A 16,423-nucleotide genomic window follows, 5' to 3' on the forward strand; every position below is an offset into this window, starting at 1 on the left:
AGAGATCGGCTTGTCTCCCGTCATGCGCTTTGGTAGAACCCACCCTGCGGTATGAAACATTTTCTCTGGCTCCCCCTCGTCGTCCTTCTCATGCCCACCCTCAGCCAAGCCCAGACGGTCCAAGAGACTGAAAAGCGGATGGAGGCGCTCATCCAAGAGGGCAATCATCGCGAAGCAGCGGACCTGGGGAAAAAGACGCTGCTTTCACCAGCAGGGACTCCTCGCCTACTTGAGCTTACCACCCAAGCCCTGCGGGATTTGCAGGCATTCCCAGAGCAAGAGGAAGTGATTGAAGGTGCCGTCAAAACGCATTCTCAAAGCTGGCAGATGCTACTTGCAGCAGGCCAAAGTTACAGGGGTCTGCCGCATGGAGGGATGCTGGTGGATGGCAAATTTGAGCGCGGACATCATCGGTGGGTCCGGGGCGGCGGCAGCTTTGTGCAGACGCAGCTACGCGACCGGGTGCGGACCCTGCAGCTCTTTGAAGCAGCGTGGAAGGCACTGCCTGCGGATGCGGATTCTTCAGCCAAAACCACCGTGCTGATGGACCTTTCTTCGGCCCTAAGCCAGAATCAATATGGCACTCCCCAGGCGTGGACGCTGCAACATCTGACTGACTTGACCACCCTGCCGGATTATGATGACCAAAGCGGCCTGGACAGTCCAGCCAGCGGTTACCCGGTGGATGCCGAAGGGAATCCCGTTTACTTCAAAGCGGCTGAATCCTGGGCCACCGCGCAGAGTGATGGTGAGCGCCTGTTTTGGGTCATGGAAGAGCAGGCACGGATTTCAGGCGATCCCCATGCCGGGATCGCTGAACGCGCCGCCCTGGCCAAGAGCTGGTTTTCCGTACGCAGCATTGCCGAAATGGGCTTCCGGTTCAGCAACGATGAGGAAGAACCTTCCCGGCGCGATGGCATCGCGGCGCTGCAGACTTTGAATGATGATGAAACGGTAGTGAAGTTAGCAACCGGACCGAAGCGGCTGACGCTGCCGCCGGAGTGGAATTTTATGAAGCTTTTCAAAGGCCTGGCGAGTGATCCAAATGAAAAGCAAATTAAAAGAGCAGAGGCCTGGCAGACATTGGCGGACGAGTGGACCGACCGCCGTCAATACCCCAAGGCAGTGGAGGCCCTGAAGAACGGCATCTCAGTTCTTCCAAGACTAAATGAAAAAGACCAAAAGCTGCTGGATGCGCGGCTCAAGGGGGCTCAGCCAAGCCTACTTCCGCCTTTGGTGGACCCGGACTCATTCAACTCATTAGAGTCCTCCCTGGTAGCAACCCTGTCTGAGGCTATTCATCAAATCACCGCTCCGCAAGGCGACTTCGATCCTCTCCCTCCCCAGGCCGCTGGAAGCGAAGCGAAGTTGACCCTCACCTTTCGTAATGCCACGCAGATTCAAATGATCGCAAGGAGAGTGGATGTCGTCAAGCTGTTGGCAGATACGGAAGCTTACCTGCGCTCCTCTCCGCAGCAGCAGGACTGGCAGAAAGCCAACGTAGCCAATATTGGCCAGCGTCTTTTACAAGAAGGTGGAGACAAGTATCTCATCGGTGAAGCAGTAACCTGGAAGCATAAGCTGGAACCACGTGAGAATCACTGGGACCGCCGGGTGAGCGTGCCCACACCACTGAAAGAAACTGGCGCTTGGCTGGTGGAGGGCAGCTTTGAAGGCGGGCACAAAACGCGCGCGCTGCTGTGGCTGGAGAGCCTGGTCATCGCACACACGAAACAGGAAGGTGCGGGTCATTATTACATCGCCGATGCCGTCACCGGAGCACCCGTGGCCGGAGCAACGGTGCGGTTTTTTGGCTATAAACGGGAATGGACGGACCGCCGCCGCGATAATAGGCCAATATTAAAATACAGCTTCAAAGACTTCCAAGTGACGTCCGATGATAACGGGCAAGTCAAGGCGAAGGACAGCCAGGTGAATGAATACCAGTGGCTTATCCAGGCGAAGAGTGCTGAGGGCCGGCTGGCCTACCTGGGTTTTGAGCATCTTTACTTTGGCGGCGGGCGTGACCGGTTCGATGAACAAACGCGGCTCTACACCATCACGGACAGGCCCGTTTACCGGCCCGGCCAGGAGGTGAAGTGGAAGGCCTGGGCACGCCGTGTGGGCTATGATCCGAAGGTGGATACCAACAAGTATGCAGGTGCCAGCATTGAGGTCGTCATCACCGATCCGCGTGGTGAAGAGCTTTTAAAAAAAATCTACAGGTCCGATGACTCCGGGGCCATTGACGATGTACTGACGCTGGGAGATGAAGCCACGCTGGGCCAGTATCAGGTGCGGATGGAAGCGAAGCGCATGCTGCGCGGCAGCGAGTATCTGGGCAGCCATTCCTTCCGCGTCGAAGAGTATAAAAAACCGGAGTTTGAGGTGAAGGTGGATGCTCCCACCACCCCCGTGGCGCTGGGCGACAGCTTCGAGATGAAGATCAAGGCGGACTACTACTTCGGCGGTCCGGTGAAACAGGGGAAGGTGAAGTACAAAGTGCAGCGCAGCCCGCACACGGACCGCTGGTTTCCCATGGGCCGCTGGGACTGGCTTTTCGGGGCCGGATACGGCTGGCGGGCCAATTATTACTCTTGGTATCCGGGATCGGAAAAGTGGTGCTTCTGCATTCCGCGTTATCCGTGGGTCCAGTGGCAGTCCGAGCCGCCGGAACTCGTGGCTGAAGGGGAATCGCCGCTGAATGCGGACGGTATTTTCACGGTGAAGGTTGACACCGCGCTGGCCAAGGAGCTCCATGGCAATGAAGACCACCGTTATGCCATCGAGGCCGAAGTCACGGATGAAAGCCGCCGCACCATTTTTGGCAGCGGCAGCGTGCTCGCCGCCCGGCGTCCGTTTGAAGTTTATGTCTCCCTGGACCGGGGTTATTATCAGGCTGGGGAAGAAGGAAAAGTCACTGTCCATGCCCGCACCCTGGATGGGCGTGAGGTCAAGGCCAGCGGTGAATTGACGCTCTTCCGCATCACTTATGACAAGGATGGCAAGCCGAGTGAGGAGGCGGTTCATACGGCGGAATTGAAGCTTGGGGGCGAGGAGGCCAAACCCCAGTTGGGGCCCAACTGGACTACTATCACCTTCGCCCGCAGCGGCCAGTATCGCGTCTCTGCGAAACTTAAAGACGAAGCAGGTCATGAGATCGAAGGCATCAGCTTTATCACCGTCCGGGGCGAAGGATTCGATGAGGGCAAAGACTTCCGTTTTGATGACCTGGAACTCATCACTCAAAAGGACGAATACGAGCCAGGTGAAGAGGTGGAGATCACGCTAAACACGGACCAGCCCGGCAGTACTGTGGCCTTGTTTTTGCGCACGCAAAACGGCGTCTATCCTGATCCCGTGTGGATCAAGCTCGAGGGCAAAAGCACCACCCACCGTTTCAAGTTAAGCGAGGCCGACCAGCCCAATATTTTCCTGGATGCCTACACCGTCAGCCAAGCCCGTGTGCATCAGGTCACCCGCCAGATCATCATCCCGCCGAAGAAACGCATCGCCACGGTGGAGCTAACGCCGGACAGTGAAACTTACCTGCCCGGCCAGGGCTCCAAAGTGAAGGTTCTGGTCAAAGACCAGGACGGAAAACCCTTTGTGGGAAAGGTCGTCCTGACCGCCTATGATAAGGCCCTGGAATACATCTCCGGCGGCAGCAATCAGGAAGACATCCGCCCCTTCTTCTGGGGCTGGAAGCGCAGCCACTATCCGCAGGTCAGCGATTCGCTGCATGCCTTGCAGAATGGACTGCGCAAAGGCGATGAGCCTTGGATGGCACCGCTGGGGGTGTTTGGCGGCAGTGTCGCGGATGATGGGATTTTATTGGGCGGAGTGGGCAATGTTTATAATGGTCGCTCCCAGAGCAGCATGCGGCGCGGTGGAATGAAGTTATTAGAAGGTGGTTTGCATGAAGAATTATCAGCCCCGATGGCCTCAGCCGCGCCTGCACCGGACTCGGCAATGCCCCCTGCCGATATGTTTTCAAAGGACAATGCCGCTGGAGGTGAAACCGATGGCCCCCAACCAATGATCCGCAGCAACCTCGCGGACAGTGCGGTGTGGATCGCGGACTTCACCACGGATGAGAAAGGCGAAGGCGAGTTCAGCTTTAACCTGCCGGATAACCTCACCACCTGGAAGCTGCGCGCCTGGGTCATGGGGCCATCTACTCAGGTCGGCGAGGCAGGTGTGGAAGTCATCACGCGGAAGAACTTGATGGTTAGGCTTCAGGCCCCGCGTTTCTTTGTGGAGAAGGATGAGGTGGTCATCTCCGCCAATGTGCATAACGAAATGGATGTGAAGCAGAGCGTGAAAGCGGTGCTGGAATTCGAAGGCGGGGTGCTGGAGTTTGTGAACGCGGACGAGGGCGTCCGCACTTCGGTGACCATCGCTGCGCATGGCGAAAAAAGTTTCGACTGGCGGGTCAAGGTGACGGGCGAAGGCGAGGCAAAGATCCGCGTCAAAGCTCTGGCACAAAAGGACAGCGACGCCATGGAGATGACCTTTCCGGCCTACATCCACGGCATGTTGAAAACCGATGCCTGGAGCCTGGCCCTGCGGCCGGATCAGGCCAGCGGCAAGATCACCTTCAAAGTGCCAGCCGAGCGCAAGCCGGAGCAATCCCGCCTGGAAGTGCGCTACTCCCCCACCCTGGCCATGGCCCTGGTGGATGCGCTGCCCTATCTGGTGGACTACCCCTATGGCTGCACGGAGCAGACGCTAAATCGCTTTGTCCCTACCATCATCACCCTGGGCGTCATCAAGGACCTTGGCGTCGATTTGAAGGACGTGCGCGACAAGCTGACCAATCTGAATGCCCAGGAGATCGGCAAACCTGAAGACCGCGCCAAACGCTGGCAAAACAGGAATCAGAAAAAGGTGCCCGTCTTTGATGAAGACGAAGTCAAAAAGATGGCCAAGACTGGCATGGCCCGGCTGGAGGCCATGCGTGGCAGCGATGATGGCTGGGGCTGGTTCCCTGGTGGTCGCCAGTCCTCACCGCACATCACGGCCATTGTCATGCATGGTCTGAAAGCAGCGGAGCGCACCGGCTTTGATATCAATGACGGCCTCCTCCGCAATGGTGCCAACTGGCTCGCCCAGCATGAGACGGAGCAACTCCGCCGCCTGGCCCTGCCGGAAAAGGACAAGCAGCACAAATCCGCCCCGGACAACCTGGATGCGCTGATCCACAGCGTGCTCGTGGAATACCAGGCGGGTAACAAGTCCATGCGCGACCAGCTTTATGAAAAACGCGACCGCCTCTCCCGCTACAACCTGGCCCTGCTTGGCCTAACCTGTCATGCGGTCGAAGAGAAAGACCGGCGCGACATGTGCCTGCGGAATTTGAAACAGTTCCTCAAGCAGGACGACGAAAACCAGACTGCCTACCTGGAACTGCCTCAGGGCGGTTGGTGGTGGTACTGGTATGAAGACCAGATCGAAACCCAGGCCGCCTTCCTGCGCCTGCTCGTCGCTGCAGAACCCAAGGGCGAAACGGCCGCCCGCATCGCCAAATACCTGCTCAACAACCGACGCAACGGCACCTACTGGAACAGCACCAAGGACACCGCCGCCGTCATTGAGGCTCTGGCCGTTTTTGCCAAAGCCAGCGGCGAATCGAATCCTAACCAGACCGTGGAAGTCCTGGTGGATGGCAAGTCGGTGAAGAAGGTGGAGATCACCAAAGAGAACCTCTTCACCTTTGACGGCAGCCTGGTCATCGAAGGTGCCAATCTCACCACCGGCGAGCACACCGTGGAGCTGCGCAAGCTGGGTGCCTCCCCGCTGTATGCGAATGCCTACCTGACCGTCTTTTCCCAGGAAGACATGATCCCCGCCGCCGGTCTGGAAGTGAAAGCCCGACGCAAGTTTTACAAACTCATTGAGGAGAAACCCGAGCAGCAGGTCGCCGGATCACGCGGCCAGGTGGTCACCCAGCGCGGCCTGAAATACCGCCGCGAGGAGATTGCCAGCGATGCGCCAATCAAGAGTGGCGACCTCATCGAAATCGAGCTCTCCATTGACAGCAAAAACGACTATGAATACGTGCTCATTGAGGACATGAAACCCGCCGGATTCGAGCCGGTGAAAGTGCAGAGCGGCTGGGTCTATGAAGGCCTGCCCGCCTACCAGGAATTCCGAGATGAAAAGGTGGCCTTCTTTGCCGAGCGCCTCCCCCGTGGCACCCACAACCTGAGCTACCGCGTGAAAGCCGAAATCCCCGGCCGCTTCAGCGCCCTGCCCACCAAAGTAGAGGCCATGTATGCGCCGGAACTCAAAGGCAACTCCGCCGAATGGAAAGCGCGGATTGGGGAGTGACCGCCGCGAAACTTCCCTTGCCTTCCCCTCTTACCGCGTCCGCGTCATCGCTCCGCGCAGGGCGGTGCGATAGTTCACAACGGCGTCAGCGATGGCACTGGAGACGGACTGGCGGTAGGTATCAGAAGCGATCAGGCGGCACTCGTTGCCGTTGGTGACGAAGCCGCCTTCAAAAAGAATGCCGGGGCGCTTGCAGCCTGTAAGCACACTCCACTGGGCGCGCTTGATGCCGCGATCCACAAACTTGAATTTGCTGATGACCATCGCGTGCACTGCGGTGGCCAGGGCAATGTTGGCGGAGTCATGGGAATTGCCCGTCACACCAGTGGCGTTGTAACCTCCGCCACGCTCCAGGCTGGCGGAACTGCCCTGGGGTGTGAGGGCGAAGGTTTCAATGCCGCTGGCCGCACTGCTGGAGCCGGAGTTAAAATGCAGGCTGAGGAAGATGCAGTTCGGCGTGTTATTGGCGATAGCCACACGCCCGCTCAGGGAGATGAAGGTGTCCGTGGTACGCGTCATGATGACCTTAAACCCGCGTTTGGTGAGCTCGGCCTTCATGACGTGCGCCATCTTCAGCGCGAAGTCCTTTTCATAACCGTAAACGCCGCGTGCGCCCGCATCATGTCCGCCGTGACCGGCATCAATGACAACTGTGTCAAAAGGCACGGCATCAGTGATGTAGGTGGGGCGCAGCACTGGATCAATGAGCTTGCATAGGTCAATGCGGGAAAAAACCGCCCCGCCGCCTGATTCCTGAACGGGATAACTGAGGATGAATTTGATGTTGTTGATCAGCAGTTCCTGGCTGCCGATGGTGCCCTTCAAAATCAGGTTGTTGGAGCGGAACCACACATGCTTGCCCTCCACCTTGTAAGAGCTGAAACGGTAAAACTGATGCATGCTCTCCCCGGTGATGTAGTCGCGCCCGTTGATCTTGACGATTTTCCAGCCTGCATTGGCGGGCAGTCTGGCGGAGGCTTCGGATAATGAAGGAGCAGAAACCGTGGCCGTCTTTGCAGGCTTGTCATCATCCTTGGAATGTCCGAACTCGCCATCTCCAGACTTAGGGGCGGTGGGGGTGGCAGCAGGCTTGGCGGGTTCTGTCTTTTTGGCGGTGCTGCTGGTGGAGGTAGCAGGCTTTTTCGCCGGGGTGGAGCTTGAAGTCTTCGGCTTGGTGGTCGTCACCTTGGGTTTCGGACCGGGGGTGGCGGGTTTCGGTTTTTCCTCCACCACAGGCGCGGGCGGCGGGGGCGGGGCCTCCTTCTTTTTGCCAAAACTGAATACCCGCCCGATGAACCCCGGTTTGTCTTCCTCAGGCTGTGCGACATCCGCGTGGGCTGCGGCAAAAGCGAAGGCCGTCAGGGCCAAAATCAGGGGCCGGACAGTTCGGTGTGGAGCGGGCAAGACAAAACTCATGGGTAGCAAAACAGCGTGAAATAAACGCGGCTGGGCCGCCAAACGATCATTCAGATTAGGCATATTTTGCGAATTGGCAATCCCGATGTCACGGATGTCATCGGAGTATGGGATCTTGATTCATGAGAATTGACAGACTCGTCTCCTTCAGTGTGTTCTTTGACGATGCGTTTTTCCACTCTCGCGTGCCTATTATTCTGCTTCACCACCTCTGCATTCCCCCAGCAGAAGGCCAAAAAGCCCTCCTCTCCGCCCAAGCCGCCGGAGATCCCCGCCGATACCCCCTGGGGCGATTTTGTGGAAAAAGATTTCCCTTTTTTTAGCAGCGTCCTCGACTGCCGCCATCTAGGCGAAGTTTTCCCCAAAGACAACCTCACCCCCCGCGGTCTGATTCTCAATCTTGGCCATAATCTCTGGGCCTGCTTCGATACCGACCTCCTCCGCATCTCCGCCATCTGGGAAGGCGAAAAGGGCAAGCCCCCCCTCACCCCCGATGCCCTCGCCCCCGGCTCCTATCATGTGGCCGGTCAGAAGACCAAAGACGGCCAGGAATACCTGCCGAAACCAGTGGGCAAGGTCTGGCTGACCAACGGCATCTACCCTGGCTGGCAGGTGGGTGACAAACCGATTTTCACCGATCCACGGGAGCCTGGGATGAGCCCGGAGGAGGTGGGCCGTGGGGCTTTGCCAAATGCACAACTGATCAGCGTTGAACCTCACGAAGAAGGGGTCTCATTGAAATATCGCATTAGTACCATTGAGATCACCGAATGGTGCGGTCGTGGCGGCTACGACGGTAGCGGCATGACCCGTTGGTTTGAGATGCCCGCACACACCGAAACATTGACTCTAGTTCTCGGTAAAATTGCACTTAAAAACATCACTTTCGACACCCAAGCCGATTTAAATGTTAAAACTGGCGACAAGGATGACCGCACTATTTCGCTCAAACCAGCTTCCACTCCATATAGTTTTGGAGTCAGCTTTTTTCCTCTTCCGGTAAATAATGAAGGTGAAACGATCATTGCCCGAAAAGAGGGTTTGGCAGATCACTGGCCTAAAACCGTCTCCACCCAAGCCGTCCTCTCCAAGTCCCCTGACGCCTATGTCCTGGATGAAATTCCCCTGCCCGTACCGAATCCCTGGAAGCGCAATGTCCGCCTCGCCGACATCGCCTTTCTCAATGACCAGGGCGATGCCGCCGGCGTGACCTTTGACGGCGACGTTTGGCTCATCTCCGGCCTCAAGGGCGACCTGGAAAAAGTTACCTGGAAGCGCTTCGCTTCCGGCCTGCATGAGCCGATGAGCATCGTGTCCCGAAAGGACGAACTGTTTGTCTATGACCGCAGCGGCATCTGGAAACTGGTGGATACCAATGGCGACCAGGAGGCCGACCGTTATGAAATGTTCTGCAACCTCTTCGCCCAGACAGCCGAGACCCGCGAGTTCCCCAACTCCATGAAACTCGGCCCCGACGGCTCCCTGTATATCTCCAAAGGCGGCCAGGAAGGCACCACCCGTGGCAAGCACAACGGCACCGTCATCAAGGTAGCCCCCGATGGCAAATCCTTCGCGGTCATCGGCTACGGCCTACGCCAGCCCTTCATCGGCGTGAACCCCAAAACCGGCCTCGTCACGGCCAGCGACCAGCAGGGCAATTACGTCCCCTCCACGCCCATCCAGATCATCCGGGATAATCAATTTTACGGTCACCTGCCCACCATCGCACCGGAAGAGGTTTATCCTGCCACGATTGCGGAGCCGATGGTATGGCTGCCGCATCCGGTGAACCCCAGCGGGGCCACGCAGACCTGGCTCATCGGGGCCAAAATGGGCCCGCTCAATGACGAACTCATCCACGTGGGCTACAACCGGCCTGAGCTTTTCCGCGTGCTGATGAACGACCGCTTTCAGCGCCCCCAAGCCACCGTCATGAGCTTTGAACGCGACTTCGATTTCGGTCCGCTCAATGCCCAGGTGAACCCGGCGGACGGCCAGCTTTACGTCGTCGGTTTCCAGGTCTGGGGCACGACGGCGAAGAAGCTTAGCGGCCTCATCCGCCTGCGCTACACCGACCAGCCGCGCGTTCTACTGAAGGAGATGACGCCGATGGACAAGGGCCTGCTGCTGCGCTTTAACGCCAAGCTTAATGAGAAGCTGGCCACCGACCCTGCCAGCTACAGCGCCGAGCGGTGGAACTACCAGCGCACCGCCAAATACGGCTCGCCGCACCTGAAGCTGGACGGTGCCACCGGCCAGGAGTGGATGACCGCCAGCAGCGCTTATCTTAGCAAGGACGGCATGAGCGTCTTCGTCGGGATTCCCGATATGCAGGCTGGCGTGCACCAGATGCGCATCGGCTGGGGCCTTGAAAGTGCCGATGGCCTGGAGGCCGCCAACACCGCCTACTTCAGCCCGTGGGAGCTTCTCAAATTCGATCCGGCCAAAGAAGGCTTCGGCGATATCACCGTGGACCTCACCCCGCGCCAGGCCGAGATGGTCACGACGGTCAAGCCCACCATCGAAGAAGGGGCCAAGCTCTACCAGATGATCGGCTGCATGGCCTGCCACAGCATTGACGGCAGCACCGTCGGCAAAGTCGGCCCCAGTTGGAAAGGCATCTGCGGCACTGAGCGCATTCTCGGCAAAGGCGGCAAGTCCGCCCTCGCCGATGAAGCCTACCTCCGCGAATCCATCACGGACCCGAATGCCAAGGTGGTGAAGGGCTTTGAAAAATTCGACACCGGCATGCCCATCTACGCCGGCATCCTCAATGAATCCCAGATCGAGAGCCTGGTGCTGTACATCAAGAGTTTGAAGTAGAGATTGAGAAAATGACCTCCGAACGCCGGAACGCTGCCTTCAGAGGACCGCATTCATGCGGTCTGGGTAGGTGCCCTCAGCCTCGGAGATGCCGATCCGCATGCGGGCGGGATTTACAGCCGATGCCGTGATCAATCGCGGAATCTGGCTTCACAGCATCTTCTCCATCCGGAAATCATCCATCACAAAACCGTTCCCGATGTCTGAGCATACGTCCTCCACAAAACGGAATCCCGCCCGCTGATAGGCACGGATGGCCGTCGCATTGCGCTTGTTCACGCGCAGTTGCACACTGCGGCAGCCCAGCTCCGCAGCCCGATCATACGTCCATTTCAAAGCCGCCGCGCCCACGCCATGACCATGCATGTCCGGCTGCACATACAGCTTGTTGATGAACAGCACCTCCCCCGGATACTTCTCAAAGGAAAGGTAGCCAACCGGCCCGTGAGATTCCACCTCGATCAAGGCAAACCAGGTGTCGCGCGACTGCATCTCCCGGGCCATCGCAGCCGGCTGATACCACACGCTCAGCATGTACTCGATCTGAGCCTCAGAGATGATGGCCGGGTAATACTTCCTCCAAATTTGATGCCCCAGCTTCTGCACCACCGGCAGTTCATCCTCGCCAATGCGGCGCACCCGCACCGGCAACGTCTGCCGTGCAGCATGGCCTAACTGATGATGTGTCCACGCCAGCGCCGCCTGCCACCGCGCCAGGTCATCTGCCGGGGACAGGCGGGTCAGATTGGCCACAATGTCCGCATGCATCGGCTCCACCACACCCTCCTCACGGATCTGCTCAAGGTCCGCCGGATACTCCGCCTCCGGCAGGATCTCCTTGGCCAGATACCAGCAGGCCCAGGCTCGCCAGGTTCGCAGCTCCTTATGCGGCTCCACCATGCGCGTGGCCAGGTGCTGCCAGTGGCGGCGCGGATTGCCGATGAACTGCCCCTCCGGCCGGTGAATCAGCAGCCAGGCCATTGCCTGATAAGGCAACGGCAGCTTTTGAAAAACCGGTTCCGTGCCCGGCATGGGGGAAGACAGCGCCCGGTTCAGCAGCAGGATGCACTTGGCCGGAAAACCGATCCTCCACAAGCTCTGCGCATACAGGTGGCAGGTTTCATAAAATGCCGCTCCCCGGTCCTTGCCAAACGCATTGATCTCCTCCGCCCGATACAGGCGGTCAATTGGCGGCAGCAGAGGATGAGGTTCATTGATGAACGGCAGGGCGGGCATGGACCCAAGTTAAGCCGCATTCTTCCCTCCCGCGCAAGTCTGCGGCAGTTCACTCCAGGGTATTCATCCCCCGTTCCAGTCCGTGCATCATTGGTTCGATGAACCGGTATCCCTGGGGCAGCTCGATGCGTGCCAGCTCCCCCGCCTCCGTAAAATACAGCCGGATTTCCTCCATCTGCATGATCTCCAGGGTGACAATATAACAACGACGCTGCTTGCCAGCCAGATCCATCAGACCTTCCCGCGCGGTGAGCGGCACACTTTTGGCCTGCTGCTGCACTTGGGATAGCTGGGCCAGCCAGTCCGTCTCCCCGCCGTCAAAGGCCCCTTTCATGGCCATCATCGTCTGGATAAACTGTGTGTTCATCACCAGTTGCCCGCCCTTCTTAACCTCAATGGCCGGTAATTTGTTCCCCTCTTTCCAACTGATCGTGGCCAGCGTGTCGGCAGAGATGGATTTCACCTCCAGGTCGAGGCTGGTCCAGCGCTCCGCGTCCGCCAGTTCTCCGTTCAAGCGGAAGCTGAGGTCATGACCCGCCTTTTTTCCCGCCTGCAGATCCACCACGCCGGAGGCCAGGACCGCATACACCGGCGGCGCGGCCTCGTCCCCGTCCCGCCGGATCGTAAAAGTCGTGTGGCCGATCTTCTCCTTCTCCCGGTAAAGGTGCAGCGTGTTGTTAAACGCCGCCGCCTCCGTCAAAAAGAGGTCAAACACAAACCTCGGCGGCACCACCGCAAAGCGCGAATGGTCCGGGAAATACGTGTCCCGGATAATGAGCCCGGTCATCACCGCCCAAAAGAGCACAATGACCGCCGATAGAATGCGCCACAGCATGAACAGGATACTGACGCCGAACCGCTACGGATGTAAAGATCAGGCGATCAGCTTCTTCACTAAATTTCCCGCCACTCCCGTCAGCCGCACATCCAGGCCCTGGAATTTCACCGTCAGCCGTTTGTGATCAATGCCCAGCAGGTGCAGCATCGTCGTGTGCAGGTCATGCACATGCACCACATCCTCCACCGCCCGGTAGCCAAGCTCATCCGTGGCCCCGTAGCTGAAGCCCGGCTTCACCCCGCCACCGGCCATGAAGACATTGAAGGCCAGGATGTGATGGTCCCGCCCCGTGCCCTGGCCCATCGGCGTACGGCCAAATTCACCGCCCCACAGGATCAGCGTGTCCTCCAGCATGCCGCGTTGTTTCAGGTCCTTGATCAGCCCCGCCGTCGCCCGGTCCACATCCAAAGCGGAAGTCGTCATGCCCGCCTCAATGCCGCCATGGTGGTCCCAGGCGCGGTGGTAGAGCTGGATCATCCGCACCCCGCGCTCCGCCATGCGGCGGGCCAGCAGGCAGTTGGAGGCGAAGCTCCCGTCCCCCGGCTCCTTGACCCCATAGAGGTCCAGGATATGTTGCGGCTCGCTCTTCAGATCCGTCAGCTCAGGTACGCTGGCCTGCATCTTAAAAGCCATCTCATACTGGGCGATGCGCGTCTGGATCTCCGGGTCCAGCTTCTCCTCTGCCAGCATCCCGTTCAGCCGTTTCACCTCCTCGACCACCTGCCGCTGCGTGCTCTGGCAAACGCCCTCCGGGCTGCCCAGGTAATGCACCGGCTGGCCCTTGGCCTGAAACTGGATGCCCTGGTACTTGCTGGGCAGGATGCCCGCCGACCACTGCCGCGCCGACACCGGCTGCTGCCCGGTTTTCCCCGCCGAGGTCAGCACCACAAATCCCGGCAGATCACTCGTCTCACAGCCCAGCCCATACAGCAGCCATGAGCCCATGCTGGGTCGCCCCTTGATGATGCTGCCCGTGTTCATAAAGGCATGCGCCGTGTCATGATTGATCTGCTCCGTCTGCATGGAGCGGACGATGCACAGATCATCCGCCACGCTGCCGATGTGCGGGAACAACTCCGAAATCTCCTGCCCGCTCTGCCCCCATTTCTTGAAGCCGCAAAACGCCCCCCGCGCCGTCAGCTCCGCCCCCTGCAGCTGCGCCAGTTGCTGCCCCTGGGTAAAGGAGGCCGGGAAGGGCTTGCCATCCAACTCCTTCAGCTTCGGCTTCCAGTCAAAGGTCTCCAGATGCGACGGCCCGCCAGCCATGCAGAGAAAGATCACCCGCTTCGCCTTCACCGGCAGATGCGGTCGCAACATCGCTCCCGCCACGTCGCCTTGCGCCTGCTGAGCCAGCCCGGCCAGCGCCATGCCCCCCAGACCATAGGCCGACTGCGTCAAAAACGCGCGCCGGTTCACACTCAGGGCATGGGCAGTGGGGTCCATCGGTTTCATGGGTCAGATAACAATAAACAATACGGCTGAAATACCACAGACTTGCCCCGTATGGCCAGCTTTCAGCCATGGAGGATTCCGTCGCGTGCTTTTGTTCGCACCCCTCCCCCTCCAGCTCAAGGCACATCAATGATCACCCCGTTGCCCTTGCCGCCAGAATTCGCCGCCTTCCAGTCCTTGTACTTCTGCAGTTCCCGCTCGATCAGCTTCAGACAAAAAGCCAGGATCGCCGCATCATCCAGATAGCCCACGCCCAGCAGCACATCCGGAATGATATCCGCCGGATTCAGCACATATAGCAGCGCCAGCGCCGCCGTGCTGATGACCCAGTATGGTACCTCCCGGTACCGCCCGGCCCAGTAATCCTTCACCAGTTCCAGGATCAGCTTCCCCTGCTCGGCCCAGTGACGCAGCTTCGGCAGCTTGTCCTCAATGTCACGGGACCGTTGGCTCACCTTGGCGATGTCAATGTCATGCTGATTGTCTGGCGTTGGCATGATGGTAAAATGGGTCAAAAGTGCATCGCTGGCGATGACGAAAAAAAGTCTATTTTAGAATCCTGCCCAGCAAAAAATATGCCCGTCGTGCCAAAAGCCAGATTGCCCTCTGCCCCGCCATCCGCTTGGATAGCCAGATGTCAAAAGACGCCGCTCCTCACTTTCACAAACGCTGGCGCAAGGAGCTCGTCATCGTCGGGGCGCTGCTCATCACTCTGCTCACGCCCTTCCTGCTGAAGCCCGCCCAGTCCACCTCTTCCTCCGGGGCCGACCGCCGCCTCGTCATCCTCACCCCGCACCCGGAGCGCCTGCGTTCCGAATTCGGCCAGGCCTTCGTCCGCCACTGGAAGGAAAAAACCGGCCAGACCGTCGCCATGGACTGGCGCGTGCCCGGCGGCACCTCCGAAATCGCCGTCATGCTGAAGTCCGAATACAGTGCCGCCTTTCAGCAGCATTGGACCCGTCAGACCGGTCAGCCATGGACCTCGGCCATCGCGCAGAATTTCATGAGCCCCAAGACACCGGCAGCCGATCCCGCCCGGAAAGCCTTCCTCGATTCCAGCGTCGGCATCGGCGTGGACATCTTCTTTGGAGGCGGGGCCTATGACCTCCAGATGCAGGCCGAGGCCGGCACCCTCGTGGCTCAAAACCAGTCTGGCACCGGCATCGCCGCGCTCAGGCAAAAACACCCGTCCTGGTTCAGCGATAAAGGCATTCCCGAAATGGTCAGCGGCGAGCCCTTTCGCGACTCCAAGGACCGCTGGGTGGCCTGCTGCCTGTCCAGCTTCGGCATCGTGTACAACCGCGATGTCCTGAAGCGTCTCGGCATTGAAAAAGAGCCCACCCAATGGCGCGACCTGGCCGATCCGCGCCTCTTCGGCCAGCTCGCCCTCGCTGATCCCGGCCGCAGCGCCACCGCCACCAAGGCCTTTGAAATGCTCATCCAGCAGGAGATGCAGGAGGCCCTCCAGCGCCTCACCGCAAATCCCGGCCAGCTCAAAACACCCGCTGAGATCGAAGCCGCCGCCATCCGCACCGGCTGGCGCAGCGGGCTCAATCTCATCCAGCGCATCAGCGCCAATGCCCGCTACTTCAGCGACAGCTCCAGCAAGATCCCCCTGGACGTCGCCCGTGGCGATGCCGCCGCCGGCATGTGCATAGACTACTACGGCCGCTCCACTGAGGAGGAAACCCGCCGCGCCGATGGCAGCTCCCGTGTCCGTTTCATCATGCCCGTCGGTGGCAGTTCCGTCAGCGTGGATCCCATCGGCCTGTTCCGTGGCGCACCGGATTCCGAGCTGGCCACCGCCTTCATCGAGTTTGTGCTCAGCGATGCCGGGCAGAAGATCTGGTCCTACCGCACCGGCACACCCGGCGGACCCGCCCGCAGCGCCCTGCGCCGCCTCGCCGCGCGCCAGGATTTTTACACCCCGGAGCACCTCGCCCACATGAGCGACCCCGATGAGCTGCCGTATGAAAAGGCCAAAGCCTTCACCTATCATCCGGAGTGGACCGCCGCCGCCTTCAGCACCCTGCGTTTCCTCATCCGCGTCATGTGTGTGGATACCCACAGCGAGCAGAAAACCGCCTGGAAAACCCTCATCCAGACCGGCCAGCCGCCCCGCGCCACCGAGGCCTTTGATGAGCTCAACAGCGTCCGTTACGAGACCGCCCTCGGCAGCATCACCAAAACCGTCCGCGCCCGTGACAAAGTGGCCGAGACCCGCCTGGCCCGCACCCTGGGCGAAGACTTCCGCCACAATTACGAGCTCTCCCTCCACCTGGCCAAAAAAGGCGAATAAAACGCACACCCCAGCTTCAGCTTCAC

General features: G+C 59.4%; 8 protein-coding genes. 3 read left to right on the top strand and 5 right to left on the bottom strand.

Annotated elements, in window-relative coordinates; all coding sequences use genetic code 11:
* Positions 1–51: 51 nt before the first annotated feature.
* A complete protein-coding gene (locus WJU23_RS11785) occupies positions 52–6,333 on the top strand; it encodes an MG2 domain-containing protein (protein ID WP_346332771.1) in 6,282 nt (2,093 codons plus the stop codon).
* A 30-nt stretch (positions 6,334–6,363) separates the two neighbouring features.
* Here the strand turns inward: WJU23_RS11785 and WJU23_RS11790 are convergent, their stop codons facing one another.
* Entirely contained in the window at positions 6,364–7,749 is a 1,386-nt protein-coding gene (locus tag WJU23_RS11790; protein ID WP_346332772.1) for an N-acetylmuramoyl-L-alanine amidase, read from the bottom strand.
* 165 nt (positions 7,750–7,914) lie between these two features.
* Here WJU23_RS11790 and WJU23_RS11795 point away from each other — a divergent pair, with 165 nt between their 5' ends.
* On the top strand, positions 7,915–10,572 hold the full coding sequence (locus WJU23_RS11795) for a DUF6797 domain-containing protein (RefSeq protein ID WP_346332773.1): 2,658 nt from the start codon (positions 7,915–7,917) through the stop codon (positions 10,570–10,572).
* Positions 10,573–10,722: 150 nt separating this feature from the next.
* Here the strand turns inward: WJU23_RS11795 and WJU23_RS11800 are convergent, their stop codons facing one another.
* The 4 genes from WJU23_RS11800 to WJU23_RS11815 form a co-directional block, all read right to left on the bottom strand.
* Entirely contained in the window at positions 10,723–11,808 is a 1,086-nt protein-coding gene (locus WJU23_RS11800) for a GNAT family N-acetyltransferase (protein ID WP_346332774.1), read from the bottom strand.
* A 49-nt stretch (positions 11,809–11,857) separates the two neighbouring features.
* Complete coding sequence (locus tag WJU23_RS11805) at positions 11,858–12,643, bottom strand: hypothetical protein (RefSeq protein ID WP_346332775.1); 786 nt, start codon at positions 12,641–12,643, stop codon at positions 11,858–11,860.
* 39 nt (positions 12,644–12,682) lie between these two features.
* Positions 12,683–14,098: a DUF1501 domain-containing protein gene (locus WJU23_RS11810; protein WP_346332776.1), complete on the bottom strand. Its 1,416-nt coding sequence runs from the start codon at positions 14,096–14,098 to the stop codon at positions 12,683–12,685.
* A 116-nt stretch (positions 14,099–14,214) separates the two neighbouring features.
* A complete protein-coding gene (locus tag WJU23_RS11815) occupies positions 14,215–14,595 on the bottom strand; it encodes a YkvA family protein (protein ID WP_346332777.1) in 381 nt (126 codons plus the stop codon).
* A gap of 137 nt (positions 14,596–14,732) precedes the next feature.
* Here WJU23_RS11815 and WJU23_RS11820 point away from each other — a divergent pair, with 137 nt between their 5' ends.
* On the top strand, positions 14,733–16,397 hold the full coding sequence (locus WJU23_RS11820) for an extracellular solute-binding protein (RefSeq protein ID WP_346332778.1): 1,665 nt from the start codon (positions 14,733–14,735) through the stop codon (positions 16,395–16,397).
* Positions 16,398–16,423 lie beyond the last annotated feature (26 nt).

The sequence above is a fragment of the Prosthecobacter sp. SYSU 5D2 genome (genome assembly GCF_039655865.1).
Lineage (GTDB): Bacteria > Verrucomicrobiota > Verrucomicrobiia > Verrucomicrobiales > Verrucomicrobiaceae > Prosthecobacter.

Bases quoted from the DNA above. Each gene is read 5' to 3' on its own strand.
- WJU23_RS11805 (WP_346332775.1), bottom strand. From the start codon at position 12,643: ATGCTGTGGCGCATTCTATCGGCGGTCATTGTGCTCTTTTGGGCGGTG.
- WJU23_RS11790 (WP_346332772.1), bottom strand. From the start codon at position 7,749: ATGAGTTTTGTCTTGCCCGCTCCACACCGAACTGTCCGGCCCCTGATT.
- WJU23_RS11800 (WP_346332774.1), bottom strand. From the start codon at position 11,808: ATGCCCGCCCTGCCGTTCATCAATGAACCTCATCCTCTGCTGCCGCCA.
- WJU23_RS11785 (WP_346332771.1), top strand. From the start codon at position 52: ATGAAACATTTTCTCTGGCTCCCCCTCGTCGTCCTTCTCATGCCCACC.
- WJU23_RS11815 (WP_346332777.1), bottom strand. From the start codon at position 14,595: ATGCCAACGCCAGACAATCAGCATGACATTGACATCGCCAAGGTGAGC.
- WJU23_RS11795 (WP_346332773.1), top strand. From the start codon at position 7,915: ATGCGTTTTTCCACTCTCGCGTGCCTATTATTCTGCTTCACCACCTCT.
- WJU23_RS11810 (WP_346332776.1), bottom strand. From the start codon at position 14,098: ATGAAACCGATGGACCCCACTGCCCATGCCCTGAGTGTGAACCGGCGC.
- WJU23_RS11820 (WP_346332778.1), top strand. From the start codon at position 14,733: ATGTCAAAAGACGCCGCTCCTCACTTTCACAAACGCTGGCGCAAGGAG.